The 23,893-nt window shown below is 52.5% G+C and carries 21 protein-coding genes; 14 read left to right on the forward strand and 7 right to left on the reverse strand.

The genetic code is table 11. The features are described from left to right. Positions 1–342: 342 nt before the first annotated feature. Positions 343–4,275, reverse strand: a complete 3,933-nt coding sequence (purL, locus tag EHSB41UT_RS07265) for a phosphoribosylformylglycinamidine synthase (RefSeq protein WP_087108312.1) — start codon at positions 4,273–4,275, stop codon at positions 343–345. 412 nt (positions 4,276–4,687) lie between these two features. On the opposite strand from purL, the gene EHSB41UT_RS07270 reads away from it, so the two are divergent. Next, entirely contained in the window at positions 4,688–5,488 is an 801-nt protein-coding gene (locus EHSB41UT_RS07270; protein ID WP_242667260.1) for a transglycosylase SLT domain-containing protein, read from the forward strand. A 16-nt stretch (positions 5,489–5,504) separates the two neighbouring features. On the opposite strand, the gene tadA is transcribed toward EHSB41UT_RS07270, so the two are convergent. Then, positions 5,505–6,026 (reverse strand): tRNA adenosine(34) deaminase TadA, encoded by a 522-nt coding sequence (gene tadA / locus EHSB41UT_RS07275; protein WP_087108316.1) that lies wholly within the window; start codon positions 6,024–6,026, stop codon positions 5,505–5,507. 58 nt (positions 6,027–6,084) lie between these two features. Then, positions 6,085–6,945, reverse strand: coding sequence for a MaoC family dehydratase (locus EHSB41UT_RS07280; RefSeq protein WP_165767180.1), 861 nt, complete (start codon positions 6,943–6,945; stop codon positions 6,085–6,087). Between the two features lie 286 nt (positions 6,946–7,231). Between EHSB41UT_RS07280 and EHSB41UT_RS07285 the strand changes: the two genes are divergently transcribed. Beyond that, positions 7,232–8,263, forward strand: a complete 1,032-nt coding sequence (locus EHSB41UT_RS07285) for an AraC family transcriptional regulator (protein WP_087108319.1) — start codon at positions 7,232–7,234, stop codon at positions 8,261–8,263. A 66-nt stretch (positions 8,264–8,329) separates the two neighbouring features. On the opposite strand, the gene EHSB41UT_RS07290 is transcribed toward EHSB41UT_RS07285, so the two are convergent. Continuing rightward, complete coding sequence (locus tag EHSB41UT_RS07290; RefSeq protein ID WP_087108321.1) at positions 8,330–9,751, reverse strand: 3-oxoacyl-ACP reductase; 1,422 nt, start codon at positions 9,749–9,751, stop codon at positions 8,330–8,332. Between the two features lie 321 nt (positions 9,752–10,072). On the opposite strand from EHSB41UT_RS07290, the gene EHSB41UT_RS07295 reads away from it, so the two are divergent. From EHSB41UT_RS07295 to sctU, 10 genes are all read left to right on the forward strand, one after another. Next, a complete protein-coding gene (locus tag EHSB41UT_RS07295) occupies positions 10,073–11,371 on the forward strand; it encodes an acetyl-CoA C-acetyltransferase (RefSeq protein ID WP_087108323.1) in 1,299 nt (432 codons plus the stop codon). A gap of 152 nt (positions 11,372–11,523) precedes the next feature. After that, entirely contained in the window at positions 11,524–12,033 is a 510-nt protein-coding gene (locus EHSB41UT_RS07300; protein WP_087108326.1) for a type III secretion system chaperone, read from the forward strand. Positions 12,034–12,168: 135 nt separating this feature from the next. Further along, positions 12,169–13,503: a type III secretion system ATPase SctN gene (gene sctN / locus EHSB41UT_RS07305; protein WP_087108328.1), complete on the forward strand. Its 1,335-nt coding sequence runs from the start codon at positions 12,169–12,171 to the stop codon at positions 13,501–13,503. Between the two features lie 12 nt (positions 13,504–13,515). Beyond that, positions 13,516–13,977, forward strand: coding sequence for a type III secretion system stalk subunit SctO (gene sctO / locus EHSB41UT_RS07310; RefSeq protein ID WP_087108330.1), 462 nt, complete (start codon positions 13,516–13,518; stop codon positions 13,975–13,977). A 38-nt stretch (positions 13,978–14,015) separates the two neighbouring features. After that, positions 14,016–14,789 carry a type III secretion HpaP family protein gene (locus EHSB41UT_RS07315; protein ID WP_087108332.1) on the forward strand — a complete coding sequence of 258 codons (774 nt, stop codon included), beginning with the start codon at positions 14,016–14,018 and terminating at the stop codon, positions 14,787–14,789. A gap of 5 nt (positions 14,790–14,794) precedes the next feature. Further along, a complete protein-coding gene (sctQ, locus tag EHSB41UT_RS07320; RefSeq protein ID WP_087108334.1) occupies positions 14,795–15,976 on the forward strand; it encodes a type III secretion system cytoplasmic ring protein SctQ in 1,182 nt (393 codons plus the stop codon). 75 nt (positions 15,977–16,051) lie between these two features. Next, a complete protein-coding gene (gene sctR / locus EHSB41UT_RS07325) occupies positions 16,052–16,702 on the forward strand; it encodes a type III secretion system export apparatus subunit SctR (RefSeq protein WP_087108336.1) in 651 nt (216 codons plus the stop codon). Between the two features lie 13 nt (positions 16,703–16,715). Continuing rightward, positions 16,716–16,979 carry a type III secretion system export apparatus subunit SctS gene (sctS, locus tag EHSB41UT_RS07330; protein ID WP_087108338.1) on the forward strand — a complete coding sequence of 88 codons (264 nt, stop codon included), beginning with the start codon at positions 16,716–16,718 and terminating at the stop codon, positions 16,977–16,979. 9 nt (positions 16,980–16,988) lie between these two features. Further along, the gene (sctT, locus tag EHSB41UT_RS07335; protein ID WP_087108339.1) at positions 16,989–17,783 is read left to right on the forward strand and encodes a type III secretion system export apparatus subunit SctT; all 795 of its coding nucleotides are present in this window, start codon (positions 16,989–16,991) and stop codon (positions 17,781–17,783) included. 21 nt (positions 17,784–17,804) lie between these two features. Further along, positions 17,805–18,854, forward strand: a complete 1,050-nt coding sequence (sctU, locus tag EHSB41UT_RS07340) for a type III secretion system export apparatus subunit SctU (RefSeq protein ID WP_087108341.1) — start codon at positions 17,805–17,807, stop codon at positions 18,852–18,854. Between the two features lie 15 nt (positions 18,855–18,869). On the opposite strand, the gene EHSB41UT_RS07345 is transcribed toward sctU, so the two are convergent. Next, the gene (locus tag EHSB41UT_RS07345; protein ID WP_133060429.1) at positions 18,870–19,643 is read right to left on the reverse strand and encodes a hypothetical protein; all 774 of its coding nucleotides are present in this window, start codon (positions 19,641–19,643) and stop codon (positions 18,870–18,872) included. Between the two features lie 510 nt (positions 19,644–20,153). On the opposite strand from EHSB41UT_RS07345, the gene EHSB41UT_RS07350 reads away from it, so the two are divergent. Next, positions 20,154–20,795 (forward strand): response regulator transcription factor, encoded by a 642-nt coding sequence (locus tag EHSB41UT_RS07350; RefSeq protein WP_087108344.1) that lies wholly within the window; start codon positions 20,154–20,156, stop codon positions 20,793–20,795. A 229-nt stretch (positions 20,796–21,024) separates the two neighbouring features. Beyond that, entirely contained in the window at positions 21,025–21,402 is a 378-nt protein-coding gene (locus EHSB41UT_RS07355; protein WP_087108346.1) for a response regulator, read from the forward strand. Positions 21,403–21,412: 10 nt separating this feature from the next. Here EHSB41UT_RS07355 and sbcB read toward each other — a convergent pair whose 3' ends face one another. After that, complete coding sequence (gene sbcB / locus EHSB41UT_RS07360; protein ID WP_242667261.1) at positions 21,413–22,879, reverse strand: exodeoxyribonuclease I; 1,467 nt, start codon at positions 22,877–22,879, stop codon at positions 21,413–21,415. A 349-nt stretch (positions 22,880–23,228) separates the two neighbouring features. Continuing rightward, the gene (locus tag EHSB41UT_RS07365; protein WP_087108349.1) at positions 23,229–23,588 is read right to left on the reverse strand and encodes a PilZ domain-containing protein; all 360 of its coding nucleotides are present in this window, start codon (positions 23,586–23,588) and stop codon (positions 23,229–23,231) included. Positions 23,589–23,893 lie beyond the last annotated feature (305 nt).

The raw sequence follows: 23,893 nt of genomic DNA on the forward strand, positions 1-23,893 counted from the left end.
CTGGATTCATAAATTCGGCCTCCCTGAACCTAGTGACTCATCCTTGAATTGGACATTCTGTCTTCAGTGTAGGTTCAATTGCGCTCTTCACGGGGAATTTCCCGAACGGTATGATCCACCCCACAAAATCAAACCAGCCCCTCTAGATCAGGACATTCCCCTTATGGAAGACCGTTTGAGCAAGCGGGAAAGCCTGCTGCTGTTATGCTCCCTGTCGACTTTGTTGGTATCGGTCACCCTGCTGCTGACCCAAAGCTGACTCAGCAAGCCAATAAAAAAGGCTTACCGCATGGGCGGTAAGCCTTTTTTGACACTAGCTAATCAACGCCGGCTGTGCTGACGTTAATCAATCCAGACTCTGGCATTACGGAACATCCGCATCCAAGGTGCATCCTCCTGCCACTCATCCGGATGCCAGGAGTTCTGAACCGTCCGGAATACCCGCTCAGGATGCGGCATCATGATGGTGACCCGCCCATCCCGACTGGTCAGACCTGTGATACCCTCGGCAGAGCCATTCGGGTTGTACGGGTAACGCTCAGTGACCTGCCCGGCATTATCAACAAAGCGCATGGCAATCGTGCCAGCACGCGTCACTTCCGACAAATCACCATCAGAAGCAAATTCCACCTGACCTTCACCGTGGGCAACAGCCACCGGGATTCTTGCGCCTTCCATACCCTGCAGCAAGATCGACGGGCTCTTCTGGATTTCCACCATGGAGAGACGCGCCTCAAACTGCTCGGAACGGTTACGCACAAAGCGCGGCCAATGCTCAGTTCCCGGAATCAGCTCATGCATGGTCGACAGCATCTGACAACCATTGCAAACGCCCAGCGCAAAAGTGTCCTGACGATCAAAGTAACGGGCAAACTCTTCCCGCACCTGATCATTGAACAGGATGGACTTGGCCCAGCCACCGCCAGCACCCAGAACGTCACCGTAGGAGAAACCACCGCAGGCCACCAGACCACGGAAGGCCTGCAGATCACGACGTCCACCAATGAGATCACTCATATGAACATCAACCGCTTCAAAGCCGGCCCGATCAAAGGCAGCGGCCATCTCTACATGACCATTCACACCCTGCTCACGCAGGATCGCGACCTTCGGACGCACACCTGTAGCGATGTACGGAGCGGCAATATCCTTGCTGATATCCCAGTGCACTGACGCATGCAGGCCAGCGTCATTATCGTCCAGCAGGTTATCAAACTCCTGACGGGCACACTCGGCATTATCCCGCAGCGCCTGGATCTGGTAACTGGTTTCCGCCCAAATACGCTGGAAACGGATACGGTTGCCAGCCAGAACCGGCTTGCCGTCGAAGTTAAAGCTGATCTCCTGCTCGGCAGCCAGAGTACCGATAGTGTGCACACAGCCTGCCAGACCAAAGCTGGCCAGGCAGTCTTTCACCAGCCCTTTATCTTCACGGCGCACCTGAATCACCGCCCCCAGCTCTTCGTTAAAGAGAGCACTGGCCAGCAGATCCTGATGGGTGACAAATTTATCGAGATTAATGGTCAGACCGGTGTGGCCGGCAAACGCCATTTCCACCAGCGTGGTGAACAGACCACCATCAGAACGGTCGTGGTAAGCCAACAGCTTACCTTCGGCCAGCAGCTGCTGAATGCCCTGGAAGAAGCCTTTAAGATCCTGCGGCTCATCCAGGTCAGCTGGCTCGGCACCAATCTGCTTGTAGACCTGAGTCAGGGCAGAACCACCAATACGGTTCTGGCCTCGACCCAAATCGATCAGCAGCAGATCGGTTTCACCTTTATCTGTACGCAGCTCAGGGGTCACGCACTGACGAACATCTGCAACTGGGGCAAATGCCGAGATGACCAAAGACAGGGGTGCGGTGACCGACTTCTCTTCACCATTGTCCTGCCAGGTGGTGCGCATGGACATGGAATCCTTGCCAACCGGAATGGTGATACCCAGCTCCGGGCAAAGTTCCATACCTACCGCTTTAACGGTGTCGTATAGACGCTCGTCTTCACCCTTATGGCCAGCGGCGGCCATCCAGTTGGCCGACAGACGTACTTCTGATAACTGGTTAATACGGGCCGAGGCAATGTTAGTGATCGCTTCACCCACCGCCATACGGCCGGAAGCCGGAGCGTCCAGCAATGCCACAGGCGTACGCTCTCCCATGGACATCGCTTCACCGGTGGTCGCATTAAAGCCGGAAGTCGTCACCGCACAGTCAGCTACCGGCACCTGCCATGGACCGACCATCTGATCACGCACCACCTGACCGGTAATCGTCCTATCACCAATCGTAATCAGGAAGCTTTTACTGGCAACAGCCGGCAGTCGCAGAACCCTTTCAGCGGCTTCCTGCAGATCCAGCCCGGAAACGTCAAACGGCTGCACTTCAAAGCTGCTGCGTTCAACACTGCGATGCATGCGTGGCGGCTTGCCCAGCAGTACATCCAGAGACATATCGACGGGCTGGTTATCAAAGTGCTCATCGTTAACGATGAGGTCTTTTTCTTCTGTGGCTTCACCAACAATCGCATAAGGGCAACGTTCGCGGGCACAGATGGCCTCGAACACCGGCAGATCGTCCGGAGACACCGCCATCACGTAACGTTCCTGGGATTCGTTACACCAGAGCGCCAGTGGGCTCATGCCCGGCTCATCATTCAGAATCTTGCGCAGCTCAAACTTGCCGCCCCGACCACCATCGCTGATGAGTTCCGGCAAGGCATTAGAAAGACCACCAGCACCCACATCGTGGATAAACAGCAGCGGGTTCTTGTCTCCTAACTGCCAGCACTGGTCGATCACTTCCTGGCAGCGACGCTCCATTTCCGGGTTATCCCGCTGCACAGAAGCAAAGTCGAGATCTTCCTGACCTTCGCTGGAGTTCATCGAGGAAGCTGCGCCACCGCCAAGGCCAATCTCCATGGCCGGACCGCCCAGCACAATCAGCTTGCTGCCGGCCGGGTATTCTCCTTTATCAATATGCTGACCACGGATATTGCCCATACCGCCGGCAATCATGATCGGCTTGTGGTAGCCGCGCATCTCTACGCCGGCCGGGCCATTCACCGCTTCTTCATAGGTACGGAAATAACCACACAGTGCCGGACGGCCAAACTCATTATTAAAAGCCGCACCACCCAGCGGGCCTTCGATCATAATATCCAGCGCAGAGACGATACGGTCAGGCTTGCCATAGATACCCTTGGCATCACCTTCCCAAGGCTGCTCAAAGCCAGGAATATTCAGGTTGGACACCGAGAAGCCAGTCAGACCCGCCTTCGGCTTGCCACCACGACCGGTAGCGCCTTCATCACGGATTTCACCGCCGGAACCAGTAGAGGCACCAGGCCAGGGGGCGATAGCTGTCGGGTGGTTATGGGTCTCCACCTTCATCAGGATATGAATATCCTCATCGGTGTAGCTATAGCTGCGGGATTCATAATCCGGGAAGAAGCGATCACCTTTCCAGCCTTTAATAACCGCCGCATTATCTTTATAAGCCGACAACACACCTTCCGAATTCATCTGGTAGGTGTTGCGGATCATGGCGAACAGGGATTTTTCCTGCGCTTCACCATCAATATCCCAGGAGGCATTGAAAATCTTGTGGCGACAATGCTCAGAGTTGGCCTGAGCAAACATCATCAGTTCCACATCGCTGGGATCACGATTCAGTTTGACGAAGCTATCCAGCAGATAATCGATTTCATCATCCGCAAGAGCCAGGCCCAGCGTCTGGTTTGCCTCCACCAGCGCATCACGACCATTAGCGAGTACCGGCACACGATTCAACGGCGCAGGGTCGGCTTCCTGGAATAATTGGCTGGCATCATCGGCCGAGGCCAGAACGGCTTCGGTCATGCGATCGTGAAGAAGAGATTGAATCGTTTCGGCATCTTCCGGGGTGAGTGGTGATGCGCTTGTAATGGTATAGGCGATGCCCCGTTCGAGGCGGTGGATCTGTTTCAGACCACAGTTTCTGGCGATGTCGGTCGCTTTACTGGACCAGGGAGAGATCGTTCCAGACCGAGGTGTAACCAGGAACATCTGGCCTTCCGGGTCCTGACGAACGCGCCGGGGGCCATACTGCAACAATTTTTCTAATATTGTTTGTTGCGCCGGGGTGAGTCCCCCGTCAGGTTTATCGGGGTCATGCAGGTCAGCAAAATGCAGGTACTCCGCATACACACTTTGAACAACCGGCACCTGCTGTTTGAGCGTAGTCAACAGCCTGGCTGCACGGAACGGGGAGAGAGCGGGATTGCCGCGAAAAATCTCCATTTGATGCATGATCCTTGAATTTCAGGTCAGGTTGGCGAGCTGCGCCTATCATACAGACTTGCCCCTACAGGCTCCACCTCCTGCCGCCCTCCAGCGCCTTTATTTCCGCCTGCTACACTGTACTGGTTTTGCCTGAGTCAGATGCCTGAACGGCTCGATTTAGACCTTTTGGTGAACATATGAAGCAGCTCCAACTGTCCGAACACCAGCCCAAAAAGCCATTAACCTGTTGATTTAATTAAACATATCCACTCATTCAGACCTATGTAGAAAAGACGATTCGATAGCAAGATGGTGTAATTCCCGGGAATGGGCAATTCAGAGGTAACAGCCGATGATGGGTTCAGACCTTGCATTAACAAATGGCCGATTAAGACAGCTACTCATGCTGCTTGTGCTGACAGGCGTTCTGTTGACTACAGGAAGCGCCAGTAAAGTTGCCGGCAAACACCTTCACAGTGACTGCCCACACAGTTTTTTGGTGCATCATCAGAACCATGCTCATCTGGCGCGTCTGGAAGAGGAGTATTTCCTGCTGGGTAATCTCCCGCAAAGCTTTGCGACCCAGTTGCAGCCTACTCCAGCAGTAAGATCCCTGACGGCGGGAGAGGTTTTCAGTCTGGAAACTCATATGAGCAACCGGCTGCCTCAGTATCATGACCTGTTTCGTCAGGTTGCCCATGAGCACCGTATCGACTGGCATCTAGTGGCAGCTATCAGCTATCAGGAATCCCACTGGCATCCGAAAGCCAAATCCCCAACCGGGGTTCGCGGCATGATGATGCTAACCCTGCCAACAGCCAAGGAACTGGGTGTTCGCAACCGTCTGGATCCAGAACAGAGTGTTCGCGGCGGTGTTCGTTACCTGCAGCAGTTAAAAGAGAGATTGCCAGAAACTATTCGTGAACCAGATAGAACCTGGCAGGCTCTGGCCGCATACAATGTCGGCATTGGCCATCTGTATGATGCGCGCATCCTGGCTCGCAAGCAGGGTTTCAATCCCGACAAGTGGGCTCAGCTAAAGAACTTTCTGTTAAAGCTGGAAGACCCAGCCTGGCATACCCAAACCCGACATGGATTTGCCCGGGGATCAGAGCCGGTTCGCTATGTGGATAATATCCGCCGTTACTATGGTCACATTATGGCCAACCTTAGCCGCCAGAACTCCCGTGCTCTGGCACAGTGCACAACCACAGGCCGCTCGCGAGGATAATGATGAGATAGGCCGCCTACAGCTCCAGCTGGAGGCGCTTCTGTTCTGCTTTAAGAGCTTTCTTCTCTTTACGGCGCCGACGGAAGAAGGCAGACATCACTTCCGAACACTCCTCCGCTTTCACTCCTCCTTCGGCAATCACTTTATGGTTCAAACTGTCACGCTCTAAAGCCTGATCCCGGCTTTCAATAGCGCCCGCCTTGGGTTCGGTGGCTCCGTAAACCAGACGGCGAATACGGCTGTGCACCAGCGCGCCGGCACACATTGCACAGGGTTCAAGGGTTACATAGAGATCACAGTCAACCAGACGATAATTGCCAAGGGTACGTGCAGCATCCCGTAACGCCAGCACTTCCGCATGAGCGCAGGGGTCGGTGCGGCCTATCGGGCTATTATAGCCGCGTCCAACAATTCGACCGTCATAAATCACCACAGCCCCCACTGGAACCTCACCGACGGCGGAGCCCAGCCGGGCCAGAGAGAGCGCCTCATCCATCCAGCGCTCATCACTTTCATTTTGTGGCTGAACTTCATCCATTGCTCAACATCCTGATCCCAAAGCTCAAAAGCACGATTATACAGTGTTTGAAGCAAGATCAGATCAGGGTGAGTCGCCCTTCCAGATGAGGTTTACCGGAGGATGAACGCAGCCGGAAATCAACCTTGCGGCCTTCAGCATCTTTGGCAGTGGTACTGGTGCGACTGAACTCTACCTTCGCAGGCAGGAAAACCGGTGTTTTAAATACCACTTCCAACTCAAATGGCTGGCCAGCGATATCATCAGTTAATGCCGCTAGGCAACGGGCCTTGGACCACATACCGTGAGCAATATGACGTTTAAAACCAAACAGCTTGGCGGTCACCGGCCAGAGATGAATCGGATTGCGATCTCCGGACACCGCACCATACTGCCGCCCCAGAGAAGACCCAAGGGACCAGGTCTGAATCACATCCAGCGCGTCGAAAGCCTGATGCTGTTTTTTACCACCCGCAGACGGACTGGACTGCCTGCGAAGATTGGTACTGATACCTTCGTAAACCAGCTCACCCGATGCCTCTATGCGGGTCAGGATATCGAACTCCAGACCGGCTTCGACCTCGCGGGATTCTCCAATACTGCACTCGATATGCAACAGTTCACCCTTCTCAACAGGGCGGAGCTGGCGAAGGGTATTGCGCACATGAACCAACCCCATCGGCTTCAAAGGCATAGTCGGATCGGTCAGCAATCGCATATGCAGAGGGAAAGCGAGGATATGCAGAAAGGTAGCTGGGAGAAACCGGCTTTGCGGAAAGTGGCAGATCTTCTCGTAGGTTTTCACATCCTGAGCATTAGCCCGCACCCCCGCCACACTGACAGAGAGTGCCGGCAGCTCACCGGCGTGACCTTTCTTTCTGGCCGCTTTGGCATACAAGCTGAGCATGGAGGGCATACTGGAAAGCGCCAGAGTCTGCATGGAGTGTTTCCTTTTCCTGTTGTTCACGAGCCGGCTTGGCTCATTGATGTCGGGCATGCTGTTGGGCATAGTATCTCCCCTTCCCGATCAACCATTGGCAGACGGGACACGCCTCTAACCACTTACTGCCAGTGTTAAGGCCGCGCCTTATGACCAACAAACGTCTCATCCATTGTCACGAAAGCCAATCGCCTCTAAGATAGCAGCATAAAGTAGAAAAATAACAACAGATCGCCACCTGTTCAGGTACCCGCGAACAACAATAACTCTATAGGGCTGTAAAGTTATGAGCGAACTGAGAGATGCAGGCATCCTGGTCAAGATGGCCCATCAGGGCTTTATCAACGCCGGTATTGACGCAAGTGCCATTTATGAACGCTGCGGTATTACCCGACGCCATATTGAAGACCCGCAAATTCGTACGCCCCATGACGCGCAGACCATTTTCTGGCAAGCCTGTGAAGAGGTCACTAATGACCCTTGCATCGGTCTTCACCTCGGCCAGCACATTCCCGTATTTCGCGGCCAGGTCATTGAATATCTTTTCCTGAGCAGTCCCAATTTTGAAGAAGGTCTGAATCGCGCCTTAAATTACCAGCGCCTGCTCAGCGATGCCGTTGATGCTCGGGTAGAAAGAGATGGTGACCGCTGCATATTCACCATTAATGCCACTTCCCACTCCATCAAGCCGCTTCGCCATCTGATTGATTGCATGCTGTTAGGGGTTATGCGCTTCTTCAGCCACCTGACTCAGGATAATTTCCAACCGCTGTCTGTCAGCGTCTCCCACTCCGGCGCCGAAAACAGCGAAGAGTACAGCAAGGTCTTTGGCTGCCCGGTGATTTTTAACAGCCGGGAAAATGCCATCGAGTTCAGTGCCAACATTCTGCACTTCCCTTCCCAACACGCCGAACCGGAGCTGATGAAAGCTCATGAGCAGGTGGCTTTGGAGCAGATTGCCCGCCTGGAGAAGCAGGACATTATAGTTGATGTGAATCGGGTGATTGGTGAGCTGCTGGACTCTGGTGAAGTCAGTCTGGAAAGTGTTTCCGAACGACTGGATATGACCGCCCGTTCTCTGCGCAGTCGCTTATCAGATGCAGGAACCAGCTTTAATAATTTGCTAGCGAACTATCGCTGCAATCTGGCCAAGCAGTTGCTGGCCCGTACTGATGAGTCCATCGATGAGATTGTTTATCTGACCGGCTTCTCAGAACCCAGTACGTTCTACCGAGCCTTTAAACGCTGGACTGATATGACCCCGATTGAATACCGGAAAAGCAAGAAACACTGTTATAAAAAGCTTTCCACCGTTTAATAAGCAAACCCTAAACAAAAAGCCCGGCACTGAATGCCGGGCTTCTTATTGGTTCGCTTGCAAACCTTATGCACCCAGCAAGGACTGCCCACAGACGCGAATCACATTACCATTCACCCCAACAGAAGCCGGGCTGGCAAAGAAGGCAATCGCTTCAGCAACATCCTGCGGCTGACCACCTTGGGACAGAGAGTTCATCCGACGCCCCACTTCACGGGTCATCAACGGAATAGCCGCTGTCATCTGAGTTTCAATAAATCCAGGTGCCACCGCATTAATCGTGATGTTCTTTTCCGCCAGCGGTGCGGCCATGGCCTGCACATAACCAATCACACCGGCTTTGGAAACCGCATAGTTGGTTTGACCAAAGTTACCGGCAATACCACTCATGGAAGAAACACAGACAATCCGGCCGTTATCGCGAAGCAGATTGCGAGCCAGCAGTTCATCATTGATACGCTCTTCGGAAGACAGGTTGATATCAATGACCATATCCCACCAGTCAGCCTTCATATTACCCAGAGTTTTATCACGGGTAACACCGGCATTATGAACCACCACATCAACACCACCGAACTCCTGCTCCAGCGCATCAGCAATGGCTTTCGGCGCATCCGCTGCAGTGATATCTACGGCGATCACGCTGCCACCAATCCGGGTAGCCACTTTTTCCAGACCGGCTGCCGCCTGCGGCACATCCAGACACACGACCTTGGCCCCATCACGGGCCATCACTTCCGCGATGGCTTCACCAATACCACGTGAGGCTCCGGTAACCAGCACCACTTTGCCATCCAGTGGGCGGGACCAATCGATACCATCATTTTCCTTACCGGTACCTACCTGCAGAACCTGAGCAGAAACATAGGCAGAACGCGGGGAGAGACAGAAGCGTAGAGGAGAATCCAGTTCAGCATCTACGCCTTTGCTGACATAAACCAGCTGAACCGTAGTACCTTTCTTGCCCACTTCCTTACCAAGGCTGCGGGTAAAACCTTCCAGTGAGCGCATGGCTGCGGCCTGGGATACAGAATCACATTCCGCCATCGGCGTGCCCAGCACCACGATGCGGCCAGAGTTTTCCATCTTTTTCACGACCGGGCTGAAGAAATCATGCAGCGCCCGCAGCTCTGCCGTGGAGCTGATACCGGTAGCATCAAACACCAGCGCCTTGAAGCGGGTCGAGTCTTCCTTGCCAGTGCTGACCTGCGTGGTTTTCTTACCCGCCTTTTCAGCGGCGGTCACAACATCAGACGCTGTAGCGGCACTGGCCTGACAGCAGATTTCAGCACTGGAGTTCGCCAGAATACGGGTAACAGCACCCAGCAATGTAGAACCGGAAGCAGCACCAACCAGTACCTTGCCATGCAGGAAGTCGCCTTCAGCTTTGGCCTGACGATCCAGAGTAACGGGAGTGGGTAAACCCAGCGCACTGAACAGGCTTTTGCCCATCGGCGAGGTAGCGATCTTTTGGTATCTATCAGACATCTCTGTTTACTCCCTTTTTATTGCTTACTTGGCTGCGAGTGGCTCAACAGCGGGTATGCAGCAGGCTCGTGTAATTATTAGTAAATGAATTGGGGGCTATTTGAGCAGAGCCCACAAGGCAGTGGATTGACTAGACCTCGAGTAAATTCCAGTCACAATAGCCAATGTGAGGCCATTGTTGCACTATACACTTCACAACACAGCGACAATGCACAGTAAAACACACTACCCTAGGGCTGCTTAAACCGTTATCACGGATCAGCCCAGTACGATGCATCACTATTCTATTCAAAAAAATCAAACATCGACATGGAGTAAGCTATGAGTCAGACCGTAAGACGCGTTGCCATTATCGGAGGTAATCGTCTCCCCTTCGCCCGCTCCAACTCCACTTACTCCCATGCCAGCAATCAGGATATGCTGACTGCGGCTCTGAATGGTCTGGTCAATCGCTACAACCTGCAGGGTGAGCAGATTGGCGAAGTCGTAGCTGGTGCGGTCATCAAGCACTCCCGCGACTTCAACCTGACCCGTGAATCTGTGCTCAGCACCGCTCTTAACCCACACACGCCAGCCTACGACATCCAGCAGGCCTGTGGTACAGGTCTGGAAGCCGCTATCCTGGTTGCCAACAAAATCGCTCTGGGTCAGATCGAGTGTGGTATTGCCGGTGGCTCCGATACCACTTCCGATGCTCCGATTGGCGTCAGTGAAGGTCTGCGCAAAATCCTGCTCGACCTGAACCGTTGCAAGACCAACGGTGAGCGCCTCAAGCATATCGCGAAAATCCGTCCGCGCCACCTGATGCCACTGGTACCATCTAATGGCGAGCCTCGCACCAAGCTGTCCATGGGTGGCCATACAGAGATTACCGCCAAAGAGTGGAATATCCCTCGCGATGAGCAGGACCAGATGGCACTGGCCAGCCACCAGAACCTGAATCGCGCCTATATGGAAGGTTTCTTTGATGATCTGGTCACGCCATACCTCGGCCTTGAGCGTGACAATACCCTGCGTCCGGAAACCAATCTGGAGAAGCTCTCCAGCCTGAAGCCGGCCTTCGACAAGAAAAGCGGCAAAGGCACTCTGACTGCCGCCAACAGCTCCAACCTGACCGACGGTGCCTCTGTCGTTCTGCTGGCCAGTGAAGAGTGGGCGGCTGAACGCAATCTGCCGGTGAAGGCCTATCTGACCTTCTGCGAGACTGCCGGGGTCGATTTCTTTGGTAAAGACAGCAGTGAGAAGGAAGGTCTGCTGCTCGCTCCAGCCTATGCGGTACCAAAGATGCTGAAGAAAGCGGGTCTGAGCCTGCAGGACTTTGATTTCTACGAGATCCACGAAGCCTTTGCCGCTCAGGTACTCGCTACCCTGAAGTGCTGGGAAGATGAAGACTTCTGCAAAAATAAGCTGGGCCTGGATGCGCCACTGGGCTCCATTGACCGCAGCAAGCTGAACGTCAATGGTAGCTCTCTGGCAACCGGTCATCCGTTTGCCGCCACAGGTGGTCGTATTGTGGCTACCCTGGCCAAACTGCTGGAACAGAAGGGTTCCGGCCGTGGCCTGATATCCGTTTGTGCCGCTGGCGGACTGGGTATTACCGCGATCCTTGAGCGTCCATAATCAACGCTGCTGGCATTACTAAGAAGAAGCAGGCCTAGGCCTGCTTTTTTTATGCTTAACTTCTACTAAGACCTTATTTGAACAAACAGCATTGTTTGCTCAACAGTTTTGAAATAACAGACAGAGTTTAAGAGTCAGGGAGGACTTCACTCATGTCCCATCGGCAGAATGTCGAAGAGAACCTGCAGCGTTTTGCTGAGGGCATAGGCCTTGGCGAGCTGAAACTAAATGAACACGGAGCCTGCGGACTCTGCTTTGACGATACTCTGATCGTGAATATGGAGTATCTGGAAGAAGATGAAGCCCTGGTCTTTGTCTCTGCCGTCAAACCCGTGGATATGCACGCCAGTGCTGAAGACAAGCTGGCCCAGTTTGAGAAGCTGCTGTTTATTAACCTGCAACACCACAGCATGCAGGGTGCTTACCTCGCCCTGAACCACGATAAAACCGAGATTCTGCTGATTCGCTCCATGACCGCCGGTATCGATTACGGTGCCTTTGAGTCCACTCTTGAGAAGTTCGTGAATACGCTGGAATGGGTGGTTCAGGAAGCCAGCAATCTCTCCGGCGATGATGCTGCACCTCAATCACCTTCAGCCGGTGCAGGTTCAGGCAGCGCACCGCCAGCCCAACCCGATGGTGGCATGGGCATCATGGTTTAAGCACAACGATCAAATCCCCCACTCATAGCGCCCCATCGGGGCGTTTTTTTTCTGGCCGAAACCCGCCCCTTGCCGATTCTATACTTCTAATACCTCTAATACCTCTCATCGAGCCCGGATCATAAGGAGTTGATCTTGAGTGACAACGATGCCCTCGGCTACCTGACCGAAGCCCTGCAGAATGCCGTTGATGGCAGCCGGCTGGTTGATATCCGTGGCCGGGTGACTGAAGTCCGGGGGATGATCATCAAAGCCGCTGTGCCCGGGGTGAAGATTGGCGAACTCTGTGAGCTGTTTACCCCCGGCGAAGACGATATGAACTACGCCGAAGTTGTGGGTTTTGAAGGCTACGATGCCGTGCTGACCCCGATGGGCGAAATGATGGGCATATCCTCCAATACCGAGGTCATCCCCACTGGCAGGGTGCACCATGTCGCGGTCGGCCCCCATTTACTGGGCCGTGTGCTCGATGGCATGGGCAGGCCGCTCCATCAGGATCCTGATGAGCAGATTACTCCCGAAGCCTGGTATCCGGTTTATGCCGATGCGCCCGATCCACTGACACGAAAAATTATTGATAAGCCTCTGCCTTTAGGGCTGAGAGTGCTCGATGGCGTTTTGACCTGTGGGGAAGGCCAGCGGATGGGTATCTTTGCAGCCGCCGGTGGTGGTAAGTCCACCCTGCTCTCGATGCTCGTAAAAGGTGCTGAAGTGGATGTGACCGTTCTTGCTCTGATCGGTGAACGGGGCCGGGAACTTCGGGAATTCCTGGAGCATGACCTGGGCCCGGAAGGCGTGAAGAAGTCGGTCACGATCGTCGCCACCTCCGACAAGTCATCCATGGAGCGGGCCAAAGCCGCCTATACCGCCACAGCTGTTGCTGAATACTTTCGTGACCAAGGCAAGCGGGTATTGTTGCTGATGGATTCCGTCACCCGTTTTGCCCGGGCCCAGCGGGAGATTGGCCTTGCCGCAGGCGAACCTCCCACTCGACGGGGCTTCCCGCCTTCGGTGTTCGCCACTCTACCCAAATTGATGGAACGGGCAGGCATGTCTGATCGGGGCTCGATTACCGCGCTCTACACGGTTCTGGTGGAAGGTGATGATATGACCGAACCCGTGGCTGATGAGACTCGTTCCATTCTGGATGGCCATATTATCCTTTCTCGAAAACTGGCGTCTGCTAACCACTATCCGGCGATTGATGTCCTCGCCAGTGCCAGCCGGGTTATGAACAATATTGTTGATGATGAGCACAAAGGAGCCGCCGGCCGGGTGCGGGAGCTGATGGCCAAATACGAAGAGATTGAACTGCTGGTTAAAGTGGGTGAATACAAGCAGGGAGCCGATGCCCTGGCCGATGAAGCGCTGGCGCGCATTGAGAACATCCGCAACTTTCTCAAGCAGCGCACGGATGAGTTGAACGACTTCGACACCACCGTCCAGCAGCTCCACCAGCTGATACGGTAAGGTGAACCAGCCATGCTTAATGACCTGCTGCGAATAAAAAGGATTCGGGAAAAGTCGGCTGAAGACGAAGTTCGCAAATGCCGATACCGGGTCGAACTGGCAGTTCAGGATGTGGAAAAGAAAAAGCAGGAACTGGTGAGTTATAAAGAGTGGCGTATCCAGGAAGAGAAGCGCCTCTACGATGAAATAATGAATACTGCGGTCAAACAGTTCGATCTCGACATAGTGAAACAGACGGTAGCGTTACACCGAGAGAAAGACCTGATCCTTCAAGATGCCATCACCCAAGCCGAAGAGCATCTGGAAGAGACCAGGAAAGAGCTGGAAGAAGCGCAGCAGAAACATGTGCTTGCCACTCAGGCCGTACAGAAATTTGAAGAGTTCACCGATGTAATCAATCAGGAAGAGGCCAAAGAGAAGGCCCGCATCGAGGAACTGGAGCTGGAAGAGTTTACGCCCCGCAATCGTTACTAGGGCTGTAAACGCAACACCACAGGGAGAGGGAAACAGTTATGAGCAGTGTACAGGGAGCTCCCGCCAACCGACCTTCGGGTCCGCCGGAAGGTGGCCGCCCCGATGAAAAATCTATGGATGCTGCCCAGAAGAAAGAGGCAGAAAAAAGCGTTCATGCGTTCGATAAGGCTCTTAATGACAAGAAGATGCCCGGCGACCGTAGAGAGCATCCACAAGGTGATCATCCCCTGAAAGGGAAGCAGCAAAAACCTGAAGACCTGCTGCAGAAGCCACGCCAACAGGCTGCCGACCACAAGGGTGAAAAAAAAGAAGGCCTTGAAGATCTGTTTCGCCATGTGCACAGCAAGAAAAAGGAAGAGACCAAAGAAGAGTCTGATACTGCTCTGATGGCCGACGCGGGTAAGTCTCTTGAAGCCCGAATAGGAAAAACAGCCGAAGCTCAGGCTGTTGATAACAAGGCGATGATCGACAAGATAGAGAAGATCGCCGACCGGATTATGGTCAGCAATGCTGCCGATGTGAAACAGGTGAAAGTCGATTTTAAAGACGGCGTTTTGCCCGGAACTGAAGTTATGATCCGCAAGGATGCGACCGGCAAGCTGCAGATCGAATTTACCACCACCTCCGCAGACTCCTTTAATTTTCTTAATAAAGGCGAGCAGGCATTGATGGACACACTGACCCGCAAAATGGGTGGATATGTGTCCGTAGATATCAAGATGCAAAGTGGTAGCGACCAGGATACCGGCGATGGACGATCCCGGGAGCAGTACCAGGCTGATGAGGATGATAAAGACAAGAAGGATGACTGATTACCATGTCTCCACAGGCCGCTAATATTCAACCTCTAGCCCTGCAGACGCTATCCCATCAGCAGGCCAGTATTAATAATCTGGCCTGTGGTACGCACTTGCAACTGCAGAGTCAGATCCATGGTCAGCCCTGGCAAATCAGCCTGAGTGCGTTTTCTCCCACCGGCCCACTCGACTTTGAGCTACAGCTCAGTGTTGACGGTTTGCCCGCTCGGGTGCAGGTCTCCCGAGATCTGTTTCGTGAAGTTGAGATTGGCAACACGCCTCTCCCCGATCTATTGGATCAACTGCCTGATGATCTGCGTCTCGGCTGCCTGAATATTGCTCTGGAGCGTTTACTGTCCGACTTACGGGCCGCGGTTCAGCGAGATATTCGCCTGCAACGGATTTCCCGCTGTGAACATATTGTTGAGGGTACGCCTTGTCTCAGCCTGCAGTTCCAGGGCAATGGACAGAGTTCCCAGGGGATACTGGTGGTAAACGATCAGCTTCACGGTCAACTGCAAGGTGCCATCAGTACAGCAATGCCAAGAGTGGCCGATGATATTGCCATGCCTCTTGCGGTGGAAATTGGGCATACCGTGATCGCAGACCAGCGGCTCAGGCAGCTGGCCTCCGGCGATATCGTATTGATGGATCGCTGCTGGTACCGGGACAAAAAGAGTATTTTGCTCCGACTCTCGGCACATAGCGGTTATGTTGGCAGCCTGGAAGACAGCCGGGTCACCCTGAAGCAGCTGGTAAAAACGGGTCTGGAGAGTGGCATGAGTGACGACTTTGACGACTTCGATGATCTCGACGATGACCTCGATCTCGGCGATGACTTCGACGACGATGACGATCTGGACTTCGATGAACCCACCGCAGCTGCCCCCGAACCTGCCGCACCGGCCATGGAAACACATCAGCAAGCACCTGAGGCCTCGGCTCCAGCACCTGCTGCCGCGCCACAGCAACAGGTTGACCACAAGGATGTTCAGGGTCTGCCAGTGAAGCTGGCCTTCGATGTGGGTCACCATGAGTTGACCGTTGGCGATATGGGTCATCTCGGGCCTGGCTACACCTTTGAGCTGAACCGGGATCTGACCAGCCCGGTCACTATGAAAGCCAACGGCAAACCTTTTGCGGTCTGCGAGCTGGTAAGTATCAACAATCAACTGGGCGCCCGTATCGTCAAGCTGTTGTAAGACAGTTGTTGTAAAACGTTGCAGTCAGTCGGCCTGTCTTATTCAGGCCACGCCCCGGGACAGGATGACCCGGTTATGGATTTTGAGATATCGACACCGTTTTACCTGATACTGCCGCTGGCCCTGATGTCCCTGGTGCCATTCGTAGCGATTCTGGGTACGTCCTTTCTGAAGCTGGTGGTGGTGTTTGGCATACTCAGAAATGCCACCGGCCTCCAACAGATCCCCCCCAATATGGCTTTGAACGCACTGGCGATTATTCTGACCATTTATATTATGGCGCCTGTGGGGATTGAGTCTTTTAACCTGATTAAAGATGAAGAGATCAGCCTCAAAGACGACCAGTGGCGCTCGGTTTATGAAACCGGCATCCAGCCTTACCGCAAGTTCCTGCTGAAAGCGACAACTGACCGAGAACGTCGATTCTTCCAGAAGACGGCCAGTGCCCTCTGGCCTCCGGAATATAAAGAAGAGCTGGCCCAGGACAGCCTGCTGATTCTGGTGCCGGCTTTTGCGATCAGTGAGCTGACCAAGGCTTTTCAGGTCGGGTTCCTGCTTTATCTGCCGTTTATCATTATCGACTTGATTGTCTCGAATATTCTGCTGGCCATGGGGATGATGATGGTCTCGCCCATGACTATCTCTTTGCCGTTTAAACTTTTGCTATTTGTCCTGCTCGATGGCTGGACCCGCCTGATTCACGGGCTGGTTCTTAGCTATCAGTAGAGGAGCGTAACCGATGGTTGAAGCTGAAGTTCTGACAATGACCGCCAAGGCGCTCATGCTTACGCTGGTGCTGTCTATGCCACCCATTGTCGCGGCGGCTGGCATAGGTCTGCTGATCAGCCTGGTTCAAGCTCTGACTCAAATCCAGGAGCAGACCCTGCCCTTCGCTTTCAAGCTGATTGCGGTGGTTATCAGTATCTTTGCCACCGCGCGCTGGATGGGAATTGAGGTCTACAACTTTGCCCTGGCGATCATGAATTACATCCCTGAGATTTAGGGCTGCCGCATGCCTCCTGAAATTGCCGACGAGCTCAAACATGTGCTGTTTATCTACAGCATGACCATGGTTCGGATGGCGGCCGCGTTTAACTCCAGCACAATACTAAACAAGCAGGTGGTTGGCGGCGCCATGGTACGTAATGGCATTGTGGGCAGCCTGGCTATCTTCCTTTACCCGACCATCTCCGCACAACAGCCGCCGGAAGATCTAAGTGGATTTTTTATTTTCACGATCATCGTGAAAGAAGTCATGATCGGGATGTTTATCGGCTTTATTGCCAATATCCCGTTCTGGGCGATGGAAGCGACTGGCTTTATTATTGATAACCAACGTGGTGCCTCCATGGCCAGCACCATGAATCCTATGTCAGGCTCGGAAACCTCGCCCACCGGCCTGATGTTCGCGCAGTCTTTTACCACGCTCTATCTGATCAGCGGCACCTTTCTACTGTTGCTAGGCACGATATTCCACAGCTATGAAACCTGGCCGCTGTTTGAGTTCTATCCCAAGCTCAACCAGTCTGCCGTGCTGTTCTTTATGGGACAGTTCGACATGATTGTCACGCTGGCGGTATGGATGGCGGCACCGATCATGATCTGTATGTTTGTGACCGAGTGGGGGATAGCCCTGATCAGCCGTTCAGCGCCACAGTTGAACGTATTTATTCTCGCCATGCCGATCAAGAGTGCCGTAGCCGTGGCCATTCTGGTGCTCTATATCACCACCTTGATGACACTGGGCAAAGGCAACGCTCTGAAAGTTCCTGAATTTATTCGCCAGCTTGGTCAATACTTTCTTTAAGGAAGGGATTGAGAACACACCATGAGCGGTGAAAAAACCGAAGAACCGACACCGAAAAAACTCCGGGACGCCCGCAAGAAAGGTCAGGTTGCCAAGAGTAAAGAAGTCTCCTCCACCTTTGGCATTATTGCCGTTGTCGTTATTATCTGGGCATTGAGCGACTGGTATGTGCAAATGTTCCAGGAGCTGCTGCTCTACCCGGCAGAGTTTTACGAGATGGAGTTTCGGGTGGCACTCAAGTCTGTAGCTTTGGGATTATTATCCAAGGCCTTGCTGATGATCGCCCCTCTGGTTATTGCTTCCGCTTTTGCTGCGATTGTGGGCAATGTTGTTCAGTTCGGCATGCTGTTAGCTTTTGAACCGATTAAACCTGACATCAAAAAAATAAACCCGATCCAGGGTGCCAAGAAAATTTTCTCGATCAAGAATGTGGTCGAACTGTTCAAATCCATTATTAAAATTTTGTTCTTGTCTCTGGTTGTTTACCTGGTGATTCGCGGCAGTCTTAATAATCTGATGAATATGCCCTGGTGCGGTGCGGAATGCATACTGCCAGTACTTGGCTCATTAATGAAAAAGCTGATGTTGTTTGCCATTGTCGCCTTTATGGTAATCTCGATTCTGGACTTTATGTTTGAGAAATATCAGTTCACCAAAGAACAGAAGATGACCAAGGATGAGGTCAAGCGGGAACATAAGGAAATGGAAGGGAACCCAGAGATCAAAGGTAAGCGTAAACAGATTCACCAAGAGCTGATCAACTCGGAAGACAATGTTGCCCAATCCGATGTGGTGATCAAGAACCCAACTCATATTGCCGTAGGCATGTACTACAGCAAGACCGATACTCCCCTCCCCATGGTCACCTGCCTGGGTAAACGCAACCAAGCCCAGTTTATTTTAAAAGTGGCCGAGCGGCACAAGATCCCGGTAATGGAGAACGTTCCGCTGGCCCACGCCCTGTTTAGTCAGGGCGAAGTGGGTAACTACATTCCCAGCGAACTGATCAGCCCGGTGGCCGAAGTGTTCCGCTGGGTACAGCAGATGAAACAGGACGAGAATCCTGAATAACGGACGACCTTAGACTCAGATAATTTCCAGCAGATCCTCAACAATGGATTTGCTGTAGCGGGTAACCAGATAGGGAACCGTCTGCTCCTGATAGTCCTTCAGCTTCGGCGTAAGAAAGCGCCATTTCTTGTTAATCTGTACCAGAGAGCGACGCGTCTCATCATTAAGGTCCTCACGCTGAAGAATCGCCTGAAACTGCGTAGCAACCGCTTCAGCATGCACATCAATTGTGTCGCCTTCCTTATCAGGAAGAATCCCGGTTCGGGCATTCCAGTGAGCCGCCAGACGTGCATAGCGGGAGCTGATCTTGCGCACAAGTACCGCGCTGCCAAGGATCTGGGTTTCCGAGTTATTAATATTCTTGCTGGTCAGCACATTTCTTAACTCGCCCTGAAAAGCCATCAACGCGGCTTCCATATCATTGATGGCATAAATGGATGTATAGCCCTGATCGGCATACTCATTGGCCTGCACCAGCTTGATAAAGGTTTCCCCATTCATCAACACAGTTTCATGCCCATTAAGAAAAGATGAGTTTTCCAGGCGGATCAGAAGAGATTCGATTTCTCTGGCAATGTCGCCAATGGAGTCACCCACCTCTTTATCACCTTCCATCAGGGTAAACATATGGAAGGCAGTACTGGCCTCGTAAGCCTTTAGCTGAACGCTGTAAACATCTTCGACGGTAACGGCATCATTGCCACTGGCCTGACTTTCCGCCCGGCTGAACTGACTGAAACCCAAAGTAAACGAGAAAAGTATCCAAAACAGCTTTCTGAATAAGTGCATTGTTGTTATCCGTTATTTTTCTTATTCACTGATGACATCCTGTCATTTTTTTCCTAAGACCATCTTGCCACTACGCGAGGCGCTAAGCAAAACACCACCGGCAAATGACAAAAATTGCAGTAGGCAGACCTTTTTATTTCAACATTCCCGTATTTCTACGGATAAAAACCCAACCTCCTTCTCTCTATCCTTACCGACCAATTGATATAGCGCAAAGTTCACATCAATAAACTGATAAGCACGCTAGACAGACCTGCAAGACCGTAAAAACGGCGTTCCTCCCCCTTAAGAACGTTGATAGTTTCAGAGTCTGTTTTCATCCGGAAAATTGTCTGATTTGACTCGAACGTTCTTATGTTACGGGTCATAACACATTCTTCTACCTGACTTGTCCGGATGACAGGTCTGTTTGCAGTTTGCCGATTTTGTGACCAGCGGCTATAAGAACTGACAACTAGGCGTCATAACTTTTTCAGCGCTTATTTATTCTGTTAGCGTACCGGAGCCATCATGCAGCACCCTCAGGAACCCACTGTATTTATCATCGACGATGATGAGGCAGTTCGCGACTCATTAAAAATGCTCATGAATTCCGTGGGTCAGAAAGTGGAAGTGTTTCCTTCTCCGGCAGACTTCCTGGAAGCCTACGATGAGAACAGACCTGGCTGTATCGTTCTGGATATCCGCATGCCGGGCATGAGTGGTCTGGAACTGCAGAGCAAGCTGAACGATATGCACTGCATTCTGCCGATCATCTTCATTACTGGTCACGGTGATGTACCAATGGCGGTACAGGCTATCAAAGACGGCGCAATGAACTTTATCCAGAAGCCATTCCGCGATCAGGAGCTGCTGGATCTGATCAACGATGCTCTGAAGCTGGACGCACAACAGCGTGCTGAACTTCTGGAACACAAAGAAATTCTGCGTCGTCTGTCTACCCTGACCGAGCGTGAGCGTGAAGTTCTGCACCACGTTGTTGAAGGCAAGGCCAACAAGGTTATCGCTGCCGACATCAACCTGAGCCAGCGTACCGTGGAAATCCACCGTTCTCGTGTGATGGAAAAGATGGGCACCAAGTCCCTGGCCCATCTGGTTCGTCAGGTTATGCAGGTCAAAGATCACCTGAAAGAAGATTTCCGCTTTAAGTAATCTTCCACGACCGGTATCGAACCACGATACCGGTCGCCCATCCGCTACAAAAACAAAAACAGATAGACAATTACCCCACACCTAATCTCAAGTTGGCGAAACAAGCCGGGTAAAAACAACTATGTCTGCCATCCTGTCATCCCCCTATGATGGTTAAGATGACAGCCTGGGTTAACCACCCCTGTAGTGTTGTCATTTGTATAATGGATGATCAGCATGAGGTAGAGACATGAGCTCGGATAACCAGTCCCTGGTTTTTTTAGTAGATACCGATTCCGGTGTTGCGCAAACCGTTCATGCCCTGTGCCAGAATCAAAACCTGACCCTGATTCACTTCCAATGCTGGGATGCTATGGAAAGTCACCTCAAGGCGACACATCCCTGCTTTCTGATCGTCTCAGACTCTTCTGATGCCTCCGACACCCATTCGCAGATTTCCCGCCTGACTCTTCAGCACACGACACTTCCTGTTATTGTTTTAGGTCAACAGCACAACCTGACAGCCGCCGTCGCTTCCATTCAGGCAGGTGCCATCGACTACATCGAGAAGCCGGCCTTCTCTGGTCGTCTGCAGGCGCATATATCCAACTTCCAGCTGGCCGGCTAAGCACGTCAGCTCACGACACCTCTAATTGCTGTAGCTGCCCTTCAACAAAGCGCTTGAGATCCGCCAGCACCTGTCGCTTATGAGCATTCTCTTCCTGAGCGATCAGAACATTGAGATGGTTAAGATAATCCGGTAACAGTCGGCTCTGTCCGCCACTCCCCTTTAATACCCGTTCGCGGCAAAAGATCTGCCAGTCGCCCCGCTCTTCATCAGTCAGACTTTCCGGCCAGTTACGTGCCCGATACCGGAACAACATCTCTTCCAGCCGCCCATCACGGAAAGGCAGTGACAGGCTGGCTAGTTGATCGACACGAGTGGTACGCACAGTATCAATCAGTCGTTTGTCATCATTAGAAAAGAAGCCTCCATAGAGCTGGCAGTCCGGATCACTGTCAAACGCTCGCTCCCCGCCAGAGAATACCGTCATCAGTTTTCGACGCAGATTGGCCAACAACTGCCCATCGCCGAAGATCATCCGGTAGTTCTGCTCACATAGTGACATATCGACACCCAGGCGCTCCTGCTCTTCAGGGCTTTTAATCAAAGACTTCGGCAACAGGATTGGACAACGATTCAGACGCACAGTTTTAAGAGCCACACGCGTTAGCCCTTTTTCTTCAAGCTCCAGACGAGTGGTATAGAGCCGTTCCTTGATGTCCTCAGCACTGAGTCTAAGCAGCTCTTCCGGGCTTTCTGCCAGATCGTAAACAATGACTTCGTTCTTATTGGTCGGATGCGCAGCCAGCGGAACGACTACAGCCAGACAGTGACGGCTGGCCGGAAACATTCCTGAGATGTGTAGTACCGCCTTGGGTTGTGAACTGATGGTATCCAGCAGCTCGCCCGCTTTATTTTTCAGGCGATGATCCAGTGCATATTGGAACAGCTTTGGCTGCTTCTCTCTTAACAGCCGGGCCAAAGCAATCGTGGCTCGTACATCGGAAACCGCATCGTGAGCCTGGGCATGGGTAATACCGTTGGCCGCCGTCAGCTCCTCCAGCCGAAAGCTGTTGGTGCCATCTTCCCTTTTCGGCCAGTTGATACCATCAGGTCGTAGGGCCGCACACAGGCGCACCACATCAATCAAATCCCAGCGGCTGCAGCCGTTTTGCCACTCACGGGCATAGGGATCATTAAAATTTCGGTACAGACTGTAGCGGGTGACTTCATCATCAAAGCGAATACTGTTGTAACCCAGCACACAGGTATTGGGACGGGAAAACTGCTCATTGATCTGGCGTATAAACTCAGCTTCACAGATACCTTTACTATTCACGTCATCAGGCGTCAGACCGGTTACCAGACAGGCTTCAGGATGAGGCAGCTGCCCAGCAGGAAGACGACAGAAGAGATTGAGCGGTTCGTCTATCTCTTCAAAGTTGGCATTGGTACGAATGCCGGCAAACTGAGCAGGCCAGTCCCGGGCCGGATCCGTACCCCAGGTTTCATAGTCATAAAAGTAAAAGCTTTGCGCCACAGGACAGCCCCCGATGATGGATTAAGCTAGCTTACCACCATCTTTGAAGAGCTATCAGAGCTGAGATACTAGGGCGTGTTGAGGTTTTATGATCGCGCTCAGCTTTCCCGAGAGTTTTCAGGGCGAGGCGCAGCGATGAAGGAATAGTGGTTCTCTTTCAAATCGCTGCAACGACGCCATGGAAGCTCTCGGGAAAGCCCTTCGGGTGAGGCTGGAAGCCGTCCCTCGCTGCGTCAGGCTTGCTTAATGTAGGGCAACTACGATTCTCACAAGCCTTTCTAACGATGAACGGCTTCCAGTCTCACTGAGCCGCATCCTAAAACCTCAACACGCCCTAGGGAGAAATGACTTATCGGAAAGAGAAATAGCCGCGTAAGGAGTCGATCAACGTATCGTAATTCACCGAGCTGGCGATAACCGTGTATCCGGAATCAAAGCTTTCCGCGTCAATATCCGGGCGGCACCACTGACAACGGGCATCAAAGTCCACATAGCAGTTGGTTTGCAGGTCATCCGGCAACACAATGCGAAGGTGGAAAACCGTATCCGTCTGCACCCTCCAGCGGGTAATCAGCATTAAGCCGTTCCGGCTGATATTACCGATATAACCCAGCTCTCGCCCGGTCCGGCGATTATAAACCTTAAGAAAGCTGGCGAGATTATCCCTGACAAAAGGAAGGGAAACCTGAGTGAACGCTTTTTTTGACATCACCGAAACATCCTTGCTTCATTCGGACTGCTGCGTCACCAGAAAGCTCATTTAACTTCTGACTATTACGCATCAAAGACTCATGGCACATGAAAAGCTGTATAAAAAACCTCTTTCAGTACTTCTTAATCTGAAAGAGGCCAAATCACCCACCCGTACAGCGCTGTGACTCTCGAACCCCCACAGTGACCGGGTACTTCGGTTACTTCATTATCCAGACTAGAGCAGCCAGAATTGCCCCACTTAAAACCCTTTCCTCTTAATTTCGGAATATTGATTCCAACCGCGTTTTTAACCTGAGATTT

Source organism: Parendozoicomonas haliclonae (assembly GCF_900174585.1).
In the GTDB taxonomy this organism is placed as follows: domain Bacteria; phylum Pseudomonadota; class Gammaproteobacteria; order Pseudomonadales; family Endozoicomonadaceae; genus Sansalvadorimonas; species Sansalvadorimonas haliclonae.